Here is a 13,742-nt window from a genome sequence, read left to right as displayed (position 1 = left end):
ACGCATATTTTGGGGAGGATACTTATGGAAACGTTAATCGAGTCCTTTGGAACGATCATTAAAGAGATTCGAAAAGAACAAAAAATGACGCAAAAAATGCTTTCGCAAGATATTTGTTCACAAAGTGTATTAAGTCGGATCGAAAATAATGAGGAACTGCCGAATGTATTGGTGATGATGCAGATTTGTCAACGGCTAGGGGTAACGATTGATCATGTGATGAATCTCTCTCGAAAAACTACTCGGACAAACGATAAATTATTTGAACTGTTGGATAGTTGTTTCCAAAAACGTGATTATCGCAAGTTAGAACAAGTACTAAAATCTTCTGATATTTCTGAGAATCTGTATCAAGCAACTGACTTTCAACGCTATTATTATTATCTCGGTGTTTGTGAATTCACGTTGCGTCAAAATATTTCTCAGTCTCTTTATTATTTAAAAGAAGCATTAAGCTACTCTAGCCAAAAAGAAAGAATCCATGTTTCTGACACAGAAATACAACTGATTAGTTGTATCGGAAAAATATATGGTGTGGCAGGAAAAACTGCTGAAGCCCGCTACTATTTGAGTCGAAGCATCCAACTGCTGCATCAATCAGCTGATGAACGATTAAAAAGTGAATTTTCGCAAATTTTTTATAATTATGGAAATTTCTTATTCCATCAAAATGAAATTGACGAAGCACTAGAGCAAGTGAACCAAGGAATCTATTGGGCTCAAGAGAAAAATAGTTACTATTATCTCAATGATTTATTTGTGCTTAAGAGCTTGATATACAAGCGTAAAGAAGAACCAGAAAGAGCAGCATTTTATGAAGGATTGGCACAAGCTGTGAAACAAATTTCAAAAAATCTATAAATGGTGTAGACCATTCTTGACTTCTTCTCTAAATAAGAGTACTTTAGAGGTAGAAAAACAAAGGGAGAGAATAGAATGAGAACTTTTATCTATGCTGACAAATTCTTTTTAGCGTCAGGTGTCAAACATGCAGGCTATCTTGAAATTACCGATGGACTTTTTGGTGAATACACGAAAGAACTACCTGAGGGAGAAGTCAACATTATTGACCAAAGTGGCAAATGGATTGCTCCTGGTTTGGTAGATACACATATTCACGGCTATATGAATCATGATGTAATGGACAACGATGCAGAAGGTATCGAAGTGATGTCTGAAGGTCTATTATCTTGTGGAGTGACTTCATTTTTACCAACAACATTGACGTCAAGCAAAGAACGTTTAAAAGATGTAGCTGAGACAATCGGCAAAATGTATCAGGAAGCACCAGGAGCTAAAATCAAAGGAATCTATTTTGAAGGTCCTTTCTTCACGGAAGAACACAAAGGCGCACAAAACCCAAGTTACTTTGGTGATCCTGATTTGGATACTTTCCATGAATGGCAAGAAGCTTCAGGCGGTTTGATCAAAAAGATTGCTTTAGCACCAGAACGTCAAGGTGTGGAAGAGTTTGTCAAACAAGTGACTGAAGAAGGAGTAGTTGTTTCTCTAGGACACAGTAATGCTACACTAGAAGAAGCGCAAAAAGCTGTTGAAGCAGGCGCAAGTGTATTTGTCCATGCTTTCAATGGTATGCGTGGATTGAATCATCGCGAACCAGGTATGGTGGGTGCGTTATTATCTTTAGAACATGTCTTTTCTGAATTGATTTGTGATGGCCATCATGTACATCCAAATGCTGCGGGAATCCTAATGGAAAAAGCAGGACATGATCATGTCGCATTAATTACAGACTGTATGATGGCCGGTGGGATGCCTGATGGATATTACAATTTAGGCGAATTTCCAGTAGTAGTAAAAGAAGGAACAGCACGTCTAGAATCTGGCAACTTAGCTGGAAGTATATTGAAATTGAAAGAAGCAATTAAAAATGTTGTAGACTGGGGATTAGCAACACCAGAACAAGCAGTCATGATGGCTAGTCTGATTCCAGCAATCAGCTGTAAAATCGATGATACATGTGGAAAAATCGCTCAAGGACGCGATGCAGACTTTATCGTATTGAACCCTGATATGACATTGGAAGCAACTTATCTAGATGGCGTGGAACGTTTCCACGCATAATATAATTTAAGTTAACCTTAAAACTAAACTTCTTAAGTTTAGTTTTAAGGTTTTTTTTTTGCGTTCTAGTAAAAATCACTTTACATAAGTTTCAAAAGTTTCTTTAATTTCCTATTGTTCAATAAGTAACAATGTAAAGATAAAATTAAAAATGTTAATACGTATTAGCAAAAAAAAGCGTTTTTTTATTGTGAATAAATGAACATAATTAGAGGGAGAAAGATGAACTTATTTGACATTTTTCGATCGACTTTGACAGATATGTCGATTGTCAGTGCAATCACTTCAACAGTTTTTATTATATTATTAGGGTTTGTTTGTAGAAAAAAGGAGATTTTTTCTGAATCTGTTGGAAAAATTCTATCGAAAGTCGTCTTAACAGTGGCTTTGCCAGCACTGGCATTTCGAGCTTTCATGCAAGATATCAATACAGAATTACTGATGCAAGGAATCAATGTCTTGATTTGGGGATTAGTTATTTATATTATTCTTATTCTAGTTTCAAAACCTTTTTTATTAAGCTATAAAGGGGATAAGCAAACAACGTTGCGTGTCCTGACGATCTTTGGTTCTACGACCTTTTTCGGAACGCCTATCGTCAGTGCGATTTATGGTCCTGTCGGCGTGATGTATTCCTCAATTTTCAATATTGGCTACCGAATCTTTTTGTATTCTTATGGATACATAAAAATGAGTGGCTTGAAGATGGAAGCTAAAAATATCAAAGCGATGTTCGTCAATCCAATCATTATCGCTACTTTTGCCGGCCTTTTCATTTGGCTGTTCCAAGGGTATCTGCCACAAGTGTCAGTTACAGGTGCAGAAGGAGAGATAAGCCAAGTAGCGTTTTTGCGAATTGACCAGACTGCACCGTGGCTATTTCAGCCGATGGATTATTTAGCTGGTTTAAGTTCACCATTGGCGTGGCTAGCAATCGGCGCAACATTAGGTGAAGTAAGCTTCAAAAAAGCTGCATCTGAAAAAACTTCATGGTATTACAGTCTAGTCAAAGTGGTATTTGTACCTGCATTGAATATCGTGATTCTAGCAGTTTTGACGGCAACGAATATTCTACCAGTCAATTTTGAAGCACTGGCAACAATCGTTATTATGATGGCTACACCAGCTGCAACAGTGGCAGCAGCCTATGCTATCAGTTTTGATAGGGAGGCACTTTTAGCCTCCAATGCATCCTTACTGTCAACTATTTTTGCTGTGGTACTGACACCTGTATGGATCGTTGTATTACAAATGATTCATGGCATAGGTTTATTTTCATAAGAAATGGAGGAAGAAAGTATGAGAATCGCATGTTACGGTGTTCGTCCGAACGAGATAGATTTTTTTGAAAAATTGAATATTTACCATTATGATCTCAGTCTTTATGAAGAACTGTTGACACATGACAATATCGTGTCAGCAAAGGAACATGATGCTGTATTGTTGAGGGGAAATTGTATAGCAGATGAGACCAATCTTGCAAAAATGCAGGAATATGGGATTCGTTATGTTTTTACACGGACTGTGGGAGTCAATCATATCGATCTACAAGCGGCAGCTGATTTTGGTATGACAGTAGCCCGTGTACCATCGTATTCGCCAAATGCGATAGCAGAGTTATCTTTGACTTTTGCCATGATGCTTTTGAGAAATACTGCGTATACGACGATCCGAACATCTTTCAAAGATTTTCGAGTGGATGAGCAAATGTTTAGTCGTGAAATCAGAAATTGCACAGTAGGGATCATAGGAACAGGCAGGATAGGGTTGACGGAAGCTGTCTTGTTTAAGGGACTAGGAGCCAAAGTGATCGGCTACGATATTCATCAGACAGAAGCTGCTAAAAAAGTATTGACGTTCCACTCGCTTGAAGAGTTATTAGCCAAAAGCGATATTGTCAGTATTCATGTACCTCATATCCCAGGTGAAAACGATCAAATGATCAATGAAGGATTTTTAGCTCAAATGAAAAAAGGCAGCATCTTGATTAATACAGCCCGTGGAGAGCTTCAAGATAATGAAGCTATTTTAAGAGCTTTGAAAAGCAATCATTTAGCTGGTTTTGCAACCGATGTTTTTGCAAATGAAACAGAGGTTTTTTTCCGATCCTTCAAGCCATGGGAGACGATTCCAGACCCTGCTATCCAGCAATTAGTAGAAATGTACCCTAGAGTTCTTGTAACCCCGCATGTAGGTTCAAATACAGATGAGGCATTATCAAATATGATTTCGACAAGTTTCGAGAACTTTCGTGAAATAATAGAAACTGGAAAAACGAAAAATGAGGTATCTCTTCCTAAAGCCCGTCAATTAAGATAAGAAAACATGGATATTCGTCAATAAAATGTTTAAAAATAGTCCAAGTAAACAGTTGTTACTTCTGTATACTTGGACTATTTTGTATGGGATAATTCGATGACTCAACAGTAATCTGTGAGCTTTTTCCGCCCATTCTTTGTCAATTCATAACAGGTTAGCGGCCGGCCGATTTCCAAATATTTGATTCTTTCGTTCAATATATCTTGTTCTACTAAGAAATTCAAATATTTCTTGACGGATATACGTGACAGTGAGCTTTTTTGAGCCAGTTCTTTTGTTGAAAAAATAGTATCTTCTTTTAGAATAAATGCACTTATTTTTTTTAAAGTCAGTTTTGACAGACCTTTAGGCAAATCGATGAATGATGGTATTTCGTGAATGGGAGTGGTGTGGTTGAATACTTGATCGATCAATTTCTGATCGGCTTTTTCAGTCGTTTGGATTGTCTGAGAGAAAGCAAGATACTTTTCGATCGCCAGCTGAAAACGTTGCAAAGTGAACGGTTTGATCAAATAATCTAAGGCACCGTAGCGGATCACATTCTTTATGGTTTCGATATCATCTGCAGCAGTGATCAAAATCACTGGGATATCATTTCCTTGCTGTCTAAGCCAAGATAAAAAATGGATACCACTTTCGCCAGGCATGTATACATCAAGCAGCAGCAGATCTGCGTTTTTTTGTCTGAAATATTTTTTTCCTTCTTCTACATTTCTGAAACTTTCGATTACGTTCATATTAGGGATACTTTCCACAAAAGTACGATTCAATTCTGCAACCATTGGATCATCTTCGATTATCAGGACATTTGTCATCATTTTGATCTTCCTTTTTTGGTAATTCTAGATAGACGATTGTACCGCCATTTGTTTGTTTGGAAAATTCTAAAAATCCACCGTGGCGTTTGACGATTGAATGGATGAGATTCAACCCAAATCCACGATTGATTCCCTTCGTCGAAAAACCTAGCGTAAATATTTTTTCTGAGATTTCTTCTGATATCCCGACACCGTCATCGCAGACGGTCACGATGAATACTTCAGCTTCTGTGTCATAGTTTAAATGAATCCGGACCTGTCCGTTTCTTTCATGTTTTTGTAGCACGGCTTCTTTTGCATTATCAAGTAAGTTCCCTAACACTTGCAAAAGTGAATGGATGGAGTCATCCATCTCCATTTTAGGGATAAAAGAATCGCTTTCTAACAGCATTTCAACAGATTGTTCTTTGGCTTCGTTTATTTTGCCTAATAAAAAACCGGCAATTGCAGGTACTTTGATCAGACTTGAGACTTGGCCAATCTCTTTTTTATAATTTTGATTTAGCTGCTGGATAAAATGGGTGACTTCTTCATACTTCTTCAAATCAATCAAACCAGAAATGACATGAAGTTTATTCATGAATTCATGGGTTTGAGCTCTCATGGAGTTTATATATTGTTTCGTCCCCCCAAGCTCCTCCATTAATTTCATTACTTCTGATCGATTTCGTAAAGTTGCGACTGCTCCTAAAAAACGGTCATTGCTAAAAAGAGGTGTAACGCTAGAAATAGTTTCTATCCCATTTAAATACATGGATTGAGTCCGAACGGTCGTTTGATGCTCAATCGTCTCTTTAAACAAAACGTCATATAGATTATCACTGATTTTTTTTCCTACTTCGAAATCCAATAGCTGCTCTGTTTGGTAGAAAATGTTTTTTGCAGGTGTATTGATCAAGAGGATAGTTTTATCAGAAGAGATGGCTAAGATTCCTTCATCTACTTCATTTTCGATAATCGTTTTTTCACTTAACTGTTCTGCTATTTCTTGTGGTTCAAGTCCAAGCAGTACTTTTTTCATTTTTTGGGCAAGAAAAACGGCGCCTATGATGCCTACGCTAAGTCCGATAATCAATGAAAAAACAATCATTTTTTGTCCATCTTTGACTTGATTGTCAATCGTGTTGTTTGTTAAGCCAACACAAATTGCACCAATAATCTCTTGATCATAATAAATAGGGACGAAATAGCGGAAGCCGAACCCTAACATTCCTTCTTTTTCAGAGAAAAATTCTTGTCCTCCAATCACTTTTTTCACATCTTCATGACTTGAGAAAGGAAGACCGATGTAACTTGGGTCTGCGTGAGAATATCGAATGCCTTCAGGGTCCATGACAACGATAAAATCTAAATTCGATGCAATCATGATTTCATTTGTTATTCCTTGAATCGCATGTGTCGGGTCACCAGTCTGCAGCTTTTTTTGGATGAGTTTATCATTGGCAACGATTTTAGCAATGCTAGAGATTTTATCTGACACACTAGATCGGTTCATCGAAAGAATAAAATTCCTGATCAATATGGCAGAAACAATCAAAGAAACGAATGTGGAGAAACAAACGACAAGGATGATCGTGTTCTGGAGCTTTAATGGTTTTTTCTTAAAAAAAGGAAACATAGGCTACCTCGAAAGAATTTATTGTGAAAATTTTAACATGAAAATAAAAATTTAACAAATTGTCAACGATAAACACAACCTTCCTATAAAAAACACCACTGAGTCGGTAAAAGAAGCTATACAGAATTTTCAAACATTGGTATGATAGACGTAGAAATGGAAGGAGGCGTGTATATGATAGGGGGAATCGCACTTGAGACGATTTATTGGTATACATTGCTGATTTGTGCAGGATTGGCAGTCCTATTGATTATTTTTGGAGATGTATTCGATTTTGATGGCCCGCTTGATCCGATGCTTATTATCCCTTGGTTAACTTTCACAAGCTTATTTGGTTTTCTAGGTGAGCGTTTAACAGATCAATCATCTTTATTTTTATTTATTGCTAGTGGAGGCATATCGATAGTGTTGGTATTTTTGCTTAATTTCTATATATTGATGCCGATGAAACATGCCGAATCAACGATGTCGTCTTCTGAAAAAACTCTGGAAGGACAAGTAGCTGTTGTGATCACACCGATCCCTGTACGAGGTATGGGAGAAATTCAGTTGAAAAGTGTTACCGGTTCCATTAGTCGTCCAGCTTGTTTTTACAGCCCCCAAGAACAGACAGCTGAGCGGGGAACGAAAGTATTGATCATTGAGATCAAGGAAAGAATCTGTTATGTCATGCCTTATGAAAGCATGATAAAAGCTTAAAGGAGCGTGTGTTAAATGGAAATACCAGTTGTTTTTATCGCGATCGCAATTGCAGCTTTGATTTTACTGATGTTGCTGATCGTCTTTGTAGCGAAGTACCAGACAGCAAAACCGGATGAAGCGTTGATCATCAGTGGAAGTTATTTAGGAAGCAAAAATGTGCACATTGATGAAAGCAATAACAAAATCAAAATTGTGCGTGGAGGTGGCGCATTCGTCTTGCCGGTTTTTCAACGTTCGAATCGGATCAGTCTATTATCGAGTAAATTGGACGTCTCCACCCCTGAAGTGTATACGGAACAAGGCGTACCGGTGATGTGTGATGGTACTTCGATCATCAAAATCGGTTCATCTGTAGAAGAGATTGCTACAGCAGCAGAACAGTTTTTAGGCAAGACAAGAGAAGAACTGGAAAATGAAGCAAGAGAAGTATTAGAAGGACACTTGCGCTCGATTCTTGGTTCTATGACTGTAGAAGAAATCTATCAAAATCGCGATAAGTTCAGTCAAAGTGTACAAGAAGTCGCTTCTGTAGACCTTGCAAAAATGGGGTTGATCATCGTTTCTTTCACTATCAAAGAGGTCAGAGACAAAAACGGTTATCTTGACTCTTTAGGGAAACCAAGAATCGCCCAAGTCAAAAGAGATGCAGATATAGCAGAAGCGGAAGCTCTAAAAGAAACGCGTATCAAAAAAGCTCAAGCGGAAAAAGAATCACAAGCAGCTGAATTACAACGACAAACAGAGATCGCAGAATCATTAAAAGAAAAAGAACTGAAATTAGCAACCTACAAACAAGAACAAGATGTTGCTAAAGCAAAAGCAGACCAAGCCTACAATTTAGAAAGTGCCCGAGCACAACAACAAGTAATCGAACAGGAAATGCAGATCAAAATCGTAGAACGTCAAAAACAAATCGAATTGGAAGAAAAAGAAATTACACGTCGAGAAAAGCAATACGATTCGGAAGTGAAGAAAAAAGCAGATGCCGATCGGTACGCCAAAGAACAAGAAGCACAAGCTCAAAAAGTCAAAGAAGTGACTGAAGCCGAAGCAGAACGATTCCGTGTGGAAGCACTGGCAGAAGCGGAAGCCAATAAGACACGTTTAGCTGGACAAGCAGAAGCCGAAGCAGCACTAGCAAAAGGAAAAGCCGAAGCCGAAGCAAAACAAAAGATCGCCAATGCCTTCAAGGAATATGGCGAAGCAGCTGTCTTGAGTATGGTTATCGATATGCTACCGCAATTGATGCGCGAAGCAGCACAGCCACTAGGAAATATCGAAAAAATCTCTGTTGTCGATACAGGAAGCAGTTCAGGAGAAACCAGTGGAGCGAACCGAGTGACAAATTATGCCACAAATTTGCTTTCTTCTACTCAAGAAACACTAAAAGCGACAACAGGACTTGACTTGAAGGAAATCGTAGAGAATTTGTCGACACGTGGGACTACTAGCCAAGTAAATATGTATGAAGCGCCAAAAGAGGCAGAACAAAACTCGATGAAGGAAGAATAAAGTAGTATACTTCACCGTTCAATCAAAAATGGAGGAAGACTTTTTAAAGTTCTTCTCTCCATTTTTTTATTTTATTGCAAAAGAAAATTAGTCCTCGCTATTTTTCTTTTGTTTTTGGATCTTAGCTTCTATCTCTTGTAAATTTGTTCTTAGCAATCGTTCTTTCTTTTGGAGTTCGACCAAATCTTCTGATAGTTCTTCCTTCTTTTCTGTTTCAGGAGGACGAAGAAAGAAATTGATACCGATTGCAATGAATGTCCCTATAAAAGTATCTAGTACACGTTGGATAGCATACAAAGCGGATTCGCCTTGAGGGATGCTCAACGCAATCAGCAACAACGTAGCGATTGCGGAAATGATACCGGAATTATTGTTAATACCATCTGACACGACGATCACAATAATAACTAGAATAGGAAGAAAGATCAATTCTACCAAAAAATCATTGTGAAAATAGCTTTTGACAAAAAAATAAATGATAGCTAATGTACCACCTAATGTATTGCCGATGATCCTAGACTTTCCAAAAGAAACGGTTGTAGTCAAGTCCTGACGCAAAGAAAAAACAGCAGATAATGCAGCAATCATCGGGATTCCTCGTTGAGTCAAATGAAAAAACAAGATACATAAAAAAACAGCTAAGGCACTTTTGATCGTACGCATACCTAGTCGAAAACGGCCAAATTGCATAGAGATTCTCCTTTTTGGTCTTTTTACTATCATACCTAAACTTTTGTCTGATAGCTAGTTTTTCATTATTCAAGTATAATTAAAATAAAAAAAGGGGGAAGTAAATGCGTATAGGAATGCGAACAGTCAAAACAGTGATCAGTGTCTTCTTTTCGATGGTCACAGCGGGTAGCTTATCGCTGTTGTATTGGCCAGCTGCAGGGATCATTGCATTATTAAGTGTAGGAAATACCAAGCGCTCTACATTGCGTACGGGCATGAATCGAATCGCAGCCTTTATATTAGCTACGGCAACAGCACTGTTCAGTTTTTTTGCTGTTGGGTATACTATTTTTGGCTTCAGTCTTTTTTTATTCCTGTTCATCCCGCTTGCCTCTCGCTTCAAATTAACCGAAGGGATAGTAGTAAATTCGGTTTTGGTCACTCATTATTTAGTGGAGGAAAACATGTCTTGGCAGCTGATCGGCAATGAAGCGGGATTAATGGCGATTGGATTAGTATTTGCTTTGCTTGCAAATGTTTACATGCCAGATCGTACGAAGCAGCTGAAGGAAAACCAAATACAGATCGAAAAAGAATTTCGAAATATTTTGAGACAAATGGCAGAATTTCTTTTATCAGAAAATAAAGAAGATGTGCAGATCAAATGCGAACATTTACTGACATTCATTCGCGAGAGCCAAGAAGATGCCAGAGAACATCAAGAAAACTACTGGCTCAGACAGCCGCTATACTACGAAACTTACTTCTCTATGAGAAGAGCACAGGCCAATGTGATTAAAGACATGCTGGAAAATCTAGAGAGAATCCAGCAACCAGCTTATTATGGAAAACATATCTATGGTTTATTGATTTATACTGCAGAAACATTTTCAGAGTCAAATGATGGCAGACAAATTTTAGCACGTATTGAAGAAGTTTATGTATTGTATCGGCAAATGCCTCTGCCGACTAGTCGCCCTGAATTCGAGGATCGAGCAGAATTGTTCCAGTTTTTGCAGTCTTTTAAAAGTTTTATTGAAATCAAGGCAGAATTCTCCCAACAAAAAATCCAAAAATAGAGGTTGTGAATTCAGCTAATATTCAGGTCAAAAAGCTGATTTCACAACCTCTTCTTTAAACGGTGTTCTCCTGCCAACTCCTCGGTCACAAGTCACAATATTCAACAAACATGAGAAGCTGTTTTTTGAAATTGCTCCTTGTGACTCGGAGCTGAACGGCAGGCTCACGACCTCTTCCTTAAACGGTGTTCTCCTGTCAACTCCTCGGTCACAAGTCACAATATTCAACAAACATGAGAAGCTGTTTTTTGAAATTGCTCCTTGTGACTCGGAGCTGAACGGCAGGCTCACAACCTCTTTCTTAAACGGTGTTCAAAAGCTTGCCTCTGTGGTAATAAGTCCAGCCAAACGAAAAATAGGAGGAGCTATTTTTGTTTGGCTGTTCTTATTACTTGATGCAGAACAGCTTTTTCACAACCTTTTAAAATTACATATTTTTCCATAGAACTTGCATTTGATCCAAGATTTCGATGACATCTTTTGTCAAGAAGAGAGAGCGATTGGGCAAGTCACCTTCAATCATGTGTACCATATTCTTTATTTCGTAATTCATTGCTTCAGATGTATTCCCGCTTTCGATGAATTCCTTTGTACCATCTGTAAATAAGATCTCCGCACGATCAGCACGCGGGTAATCAGCAATCGTCACATAACCGTTCTCAAAGGCAACGATACCGACTTTTGGCATTTTTGCCTGAAAAGTCAAGCTGACAGCAGCAAGTTCATTTTCTTTGTTACGCAAGATAGTGACGGATTGTTCGTCCATGCCTGTTTCAAAAGGAACCATTGTAGAGGCAACTACTTCAGGTTGAGAGCTCAAAAAGAAACGAGCGAAAGATACAGCATACGTACCGATATCCAACAGAGCTCCTCCAGCTAATTCTGGATTGAAGAACCGGTTTTTAGGGTCTGGTTCTTTGTAACTGCCGAAAGGTGCTTGGATCATTTTTAAAGCCCCCAGTTTTCCTGTATCCATTATTGAGCGTAACTGCTGATAAAGTGGCATGTTGAAGATTGTCATCGCTTCTGCTAAGATCAAATTCTTTTCTTCTGCTAAGCGCATAGCGTCAGCCAGTTCTTTTTTATTCATCGTGATGGCTTTTTCACATAGAACGTGTTTGCCTGCTTCCAATGCTGCCAAGATATGGTCGATATGCTGTCTATTTGGTACAGCAATGTACACGATGTCGATTTCAGCATCGTCTAACATTTCTTGATAGCTTCCGTAAGCTTTTGGAATATTGTAACGGTGAGCGAAGTTTTCCGCTTTTTCTGAAGTTCTGGAAGCAACTGCTGTTAGTTCGCTCGTCTCTTGATTGAAGCTTTCGGCAAACTCATGTGCGATGGTACCAAGACCAACGATTCCCCATTGATATTTTTTCATCTGAAAACGCTCCTTCATAGTTGGATTGAGTTTCTTGTCTGTCTATTATTATAACAAAAATCACGAAGAATAAAGGGGAGAGGACTTGAAACATTAAAAAAAATGAAAGCAGCGATTTAAGAGGTGCTTTTTGATCAAAACTTAAGTAGAATAGTTAAAAGGAGGGGATAAACATGCATCAAGTATATATTGATCTTATTATGAGTGTATTATTAGAACAGTTTGAAACTGAAAAAAATTTTTTAGATGAATACTTGCTGATCAGTCCAGAACAATGGCAAAAATGGAAAGATGGCGAGAAAAATCTGCCATCTGAAGCGATGCAGAAAGTAAAAAATCTTTTCACTGATTATGAATGGATGCTAACGCAAAAGATTTTGCTTCAAACGATTATTTTTCCCGAAAAACGAAACGTTGCCGTTGCAGAGTACAAGCAAATCAAAACACGCATCGCGCAAAAATGGCTTAGCAGCAAAGCAGCAAAAGTCGAGCTGATCCCTTTGAAAAATAATCAGCAGGCTGGTAGATACCTTGACTTGAAAGTAAGTATTCAATATGATGAATGGGGCTATGATGATATTTTGAATTTTCGTCTGCCAGCAGATGTTCAAAAACAGATCGAAGGAGAAAAAATCGAACTTCTCGATTGGGTGAATGAAAATCTGGAAGAAACTTACGTTCATGAGGCGAATGGGGAACGTGAAGAACAACGAAAGGATTTTTCAAGTGAATAAATTTTTAGGATTTGGAGCAGTTGTGATTATGATCGCAGCAATGGGCTATGTTATTTTTAGCGATGATGATTCGCATGTTCAAGCCGGCAATCAAGCAGTCGAACGAACAAGCACCAAAACAACTGCTAGTAAAGAAAAGAACAGTCAAACAACCAGCAGCAAGGTAAAGGACAAAGAAACAAAAGATCGTACGTCCAAACAATTGTCAGATGTTAAAACAGACGATTGGAAGCTAGTTTTGGTTGGTCCAGATCACAAATTAGAAAAAGAAATCGATGAGTCTACTCAATTGGCATCATTAAGTAACGGATACTTGATCGACAAACGCATTGCTCCAGAATATGAAGCATTTGCCAAGGCTGCTGAAGCAGCTGGATTTCCATTAGTGATGGTCTCAGCTTACCGGTCTGTATCATCCCAACAACAAGTTTTCGAACAAAATGTCCAAGATGTGATGAGTCGTCAAGGTGTATCAGAAGAGGAGGCGACAAAGATTACTAAAGAAACGATTACGGAGCCAGGATACAGCGAACACCACACAGGTCTGGCAGTCGATGTCGTCGATCAAAACTGGTACAACAGTTATCCTTCTACTGTATTGGATGCAAGTTACGGAGATCAGCCTGGAGCTAAATGGATCGCAGATAATGCTGCGCAGTATGGATTTATCGTTCGTTATCCAAAAGGACACGAAGATATAACTAAGATCACATATGAACCTTGGCACTTACGTTATGTCGGTAAAGAAAATGCTGAGTATATCACCAAACACCAATTGACGCTAGAAGAATATCTGAATGAATTAAATGAAAAGTAGGA

13 protein-coding genes are annotated in these 13,742 nt (G+C 38.3%); 9 read left to right on the top strand and 4 right to left on the bottom strand.

The genetic code is table 11. The features are described 5' to 3' along the window. The first annotated feature begins 24 nt into the window (after nucleotides 1–24). The 4 genes from MKX69_RS07390 to MKX69_RS07375 all read left to right on the top strand — a co-directional run bounded on the left by MKX69_RS07390 (nucleotide 25) and on the right by MKX69_RS07375 (nucleotide 4,404). Complete coding sequence (locus tag MKX69_RS07390; protein ID WP_002339389.1) at nucleotides 25–861, top strand: helix-turn-helix domain-containing protein; 837 nt, start codon at nucleotides 25–27, stop codon at nucleotides 859–861. Nucleotides 862–936: 75 nt separating this feature from the next. Continuing rightward, nucleotides 937–2,085 (top strand): N-acetylglucosamine-6-phosphate deacetylase, encoded by a 1,149-nt coding sequence (gene nagA / locus MKX69_RS07385; RefSeq protein ID WP_341009572.1) that lies wholly within the window; start codon nucleotides 937–939, stop codon nucleotides 2,083–2,085. A gap of 279 nt (nucleotides 2,086–2,364) precedes the next feature. After that, complete coding sequence (locus MKX69_RS07380; protein ID WP_341010528.1) at nucleotides 2,365–3,366, top strand: AEC family transporter; 1,002 nt, start codon at nucleotides 2,365–2,367, stop codon at nucleotides 3,364–3,366. Nucleotides 3,367–3,384: 18 nt separating this feature from the next. Next, entirely contained in the window at nucleotides 3,385–4,404 is a 1,020-nt protein-coding gene (locus MKX69_RS07375) for a 2-hydroxyacid dehydrogenase (RefSeq protein WP_002339386.1), read from the top strand. A gap of 101 nt (nucleotides 4,405–4,505) precedes the next feature. Here the strand turns inward: MKX69_RS07375 and MKX69_RS07370 are convergent, their stop codons facing one another. Both MKX69_RS07370 and MKX69_RS07365 read right to left on the bottom strand, forming a co-directional pair. Then, complete coding sequence (locus tag MKX69_RS07370) at nucleotides 4,506–5,222, bottom strand: response regulator (protein ID WP_002321172.1); 717 nt, start codon at nucleotides 5,220–5,222, stop codon at nucleotides 4,506–4,508. Further along, nucleotides 5,191–6,840, bottom strand: coding sequence for an ATP-binding protein (locus MKX69_RS07365; protein ID WP_139902671.1), 1,650 nt, complete (start codon nucleotides 6,838–6,840; stop codon nucleotides 5,191–5,193). The genes MKX69_RS07370 and MKX69_RS07365 overlap by 32 nt, the downstream gene beginning before the upstream one ends. Before the next feature lie 174 nt (nucleotides 6,841–7,014). Between MKX69_RS07365 and MKX69_RS07360 the strand changes: the two genes are divergently transcribed. Both MKX69_RS07360 and MKX69_RS07355 read left to right on the top strand, forming a co-directional pair. Further along, entirely contained in the window at nucleotides 7,015–7,539 is a 525-nt protein-coding gene (locus MKX69_RS07360) for an NfeD family protein (protein ID WP_002295447.1), read from the top strand. Nucleotides 7,540–7,554: 15 nt separating this feature from the next. After that, on the top strand, nucleotides 7,555–9,054 hold the full coding sequence (locus MKX69_RS07355; protein WP_002297122.1) for a flotillin family protein: 1,500 nt from the start codon (nucleotides 7,555–7,557) through the stop codon (nucleotides 9,052–9,054). 87 nt (nucleotides 9,055–9,141) lie between these two features. On the opposite strand, the gene MKX69_RS07350 is transcribed toward MKX69_RS07355, so the two are convergent. After that, nucleotides 9,142–9,744: an FUSC family protein gene (locus MKX69_RS07350; RefSeq protein WP_002339383.1), complete on the bottom strand. Its 603-nt coding sequence runs from the start codon at nucleotides 9,742–9,744 to the stop codon at nucleotides 9,142–9,144. A 104-nt stretch (nucleotides 9,745–9,848) separates the two neighbouring features. Here MKX69_RS07350 and MKX69_RS07345 point away from each other — a divergent pair, with 104 nt between their 5' ends. Next, complete coding sequence (locus MKX69_RS07345) at nucleotides 9,849–10,805, top strand: aromatic acid exporter family protein (RefSeq protein ID WP_002295453.1); 957 nt, start codon at nucleotides 9,849–9,851, stop codon at nucleotides 10,803–10,805. A 427-nt stretch (nucleotides 10,806–11,232) separates the two neighbouring features. Here MKX69_RS07345 and MKX69_RS07340 read toward each other — a convergent pair whose 3' ends face one another. Continuing rightward, nucleotides 11,233–12,189: a Gfo/Idh/MocA family protein gene (locus MKX69_RS07340; RefSeq protein ID WP_002339381.1), complete on the bottom strand. Its 957-nt coding sequence runs from the start codon at nucleotides 12,187–12,189 to the stop codon at nucleotides 11,233–11,235. 173 nt (nucleotides 12,190–12,362) lie between these two features. On the opposite strand from MKX69_RS07340, the gene MKX69_RS07335 reads away from it, so the two are divergent. Both MKX69_RS07335 and MKX69_RS07330 read left to right on the top strand, forming a co-directional pair. Continuing rightward, entirely contained in the window at nucleotides 12,363–12,923 is a 561-nt protein-coding gene (locus MKX69_RS07335) for a hypothetical protein (RefSeq protein WP_341009562.1), read from the top strand. Next, entirely contained in the window at nucleotides 12,916–13,740 is an 825-nt protein-coding gene (locus MKX69_RS07330) for a M15 family metallopeptidase (RefSeq protein ID WP_341009560.1), read from the top strand. The genes MKX69_RS07335 and MKX69_RS07330 overlap by 8 nt, the downstream gene beginning before the upstream one ends. Nucleotides 13,741–13,742: the final 2 nt, after the last annotated feature.

This window comes from Enterococcus sp. FSL R5-0957 (assembly GCF_038008005.1).
GTDB classification, from domain to species: domain Bacteria; phylum Bacillota; class Bacilli; order Lactobacillales; family Enterococcaceae; genus Enterococcus_B; species Enterococcus_B faecium.
This window is presented reverse-complemented; position numbering and strand designations above follow the sequence as displayed.

Bases quoted from the DNA above. Each gene is read 5' to 3' on its own strand.
- MKX69_RS07390 (WP_002339389.1), top strand. From the start codon at position 25: ATGGAAACGTTAATCGAGTCCTTTGGAACGATCATTAAAGAGATTCGA.
- nagA (WP_341009572.1), top strand. From the start codon at position 937: ATGAGAACTTTTATCTATGCTGACAAATTCTTTTTAGCGTCAGGTGTC.
- MKX69_RS07375 (WP_002339386.1), top strand. From the start codon at position 3,385: ATGAGAATCGCATGTTACGGTGTTCGTCCGAACGAGATAGATTTTTTT.
- MKX69_RS07370 (WP_002321172.1), bottom strand. From the start codon at position 5,222: ATGATGACAAATGTCCTGATAATCGAAGATGATCCAATGGTTGCAGAA.
- MKX69_RS07365 (WP_139902671.1), bottom strand. From the start codon at position 6,840: ATGTTTCCTTTTTTTAAGAAAAAACCATTAAAGCTCCAGAACACGATC.
- MKX69_RS07360 (WP_002295447.1), top strand. From the start codon at position 7,015: ATGATAGGGGGAATCGCACTTGAGACGATTTATTGGTATACATTGCTG.
- MKX69_RS07355 (WP_002297122.1), top strand. From the start codon at position 7,555: ATGGAAATACCAGTTGTTTTTATCGCGATCGCAATTGCAGCTTTGATT.
- MKX69_RS07350 (WP_002339383.1), bottom strand. From the start codon at position 9,744: ATGCAATTTGGCCGTTTTCGACTAGGTATGCGTACGATCAAAAGTGCC.
- MKX69_RS07345 (WP_002295453.1), top strand. From the start codon at position 9,849: ATGCGTATAGGAATGCGAACAGTCAAAACAGTGATCAGTGTCTTCTTT.
- MKX69_RS07340 (WP_002339381.1), bottom strand. From the start codon at position 12,189: ATGAAAAAATATCAATGGGGAATCGTTGGTCTTGGTACCATCGCACAT.
- MKX69_RS07335 (WP_341009562.1), top strand. From the start codon at position 12,363: ATGCATCAAGTATATATTGATCTTATTATGAGTGTATTATTAGAACAG.